Annotated in this window: 1 protein-coding gene; it reads left to right on the top strand. The window is 43.3% G+C overall.

The genetic code is table 11. The features are described 5' to 3' along the window. Positions 1-543 (top strand): HAMP domain-containing protein (locus GRP75_RS28970; protein WP_160791112.1); only part of this gene is annotated, 543 nt, incomplete at both ends.

Raw genomic sequence — 543 nt, 5'->3', positions numbered from 1 at the left:
AAGGAAAGTATTGGGTGGAGAAGTTGTTCAAGTTAATCCGAGTAGTGTTTCAATGAACCTCTTGGGACTGAGGTTGAAAACGGAAATGGGAATGAAAGCGATGTTTGTGGAGCCGCTTATGTATCCTTCCGTCTCTTTTGCTCAAAAATGGTTATTTACTTTTTTGACCTATTCGTTGGTAACAGGAAGTCTATTGATTTTGGTTGCCTCTATATTCCTAGTCAGACCGATCAAAAAACTGACAAAAGCGACCAGACGTATAGCAGTTGGAGATTTCAACGTCAAGCTGAATATTAAGCAAAAGGGTGAGCTAGGTACTTTGGCTCGCAGCTTTGAAGAAATGATGCATGATCTACAGCAACTTGAGCAGATGCGTAGGGAGTTCGTCACGAATGTGTCGCATGAAGTTCAGTCGCCGCTCACCTCGATATCCGGTTATGCTATAGCACTCAAGCAAGTAGATATAGCAGATAACGAGCGAAGTCGTTATCTCGATATCATCATCGCGGAAGCAGATCGGATGTCCAAGATGAGCGATAGCCT

Origin of the sequence: Paenibacillus sp. OT2-17 (assembly GCF_009827695.1) — a bacterium.
Taxonomy (GTDB): domain Bacteria; phylum Bacillota; class Bacilli; order Paenibacillales; family Paenibacillaceae; genus Paenibacillus; species Paenibacillus polymyxa_B.
This window is presented reverse-complemented; position numbering and strand designations above follow the sequence as displayed.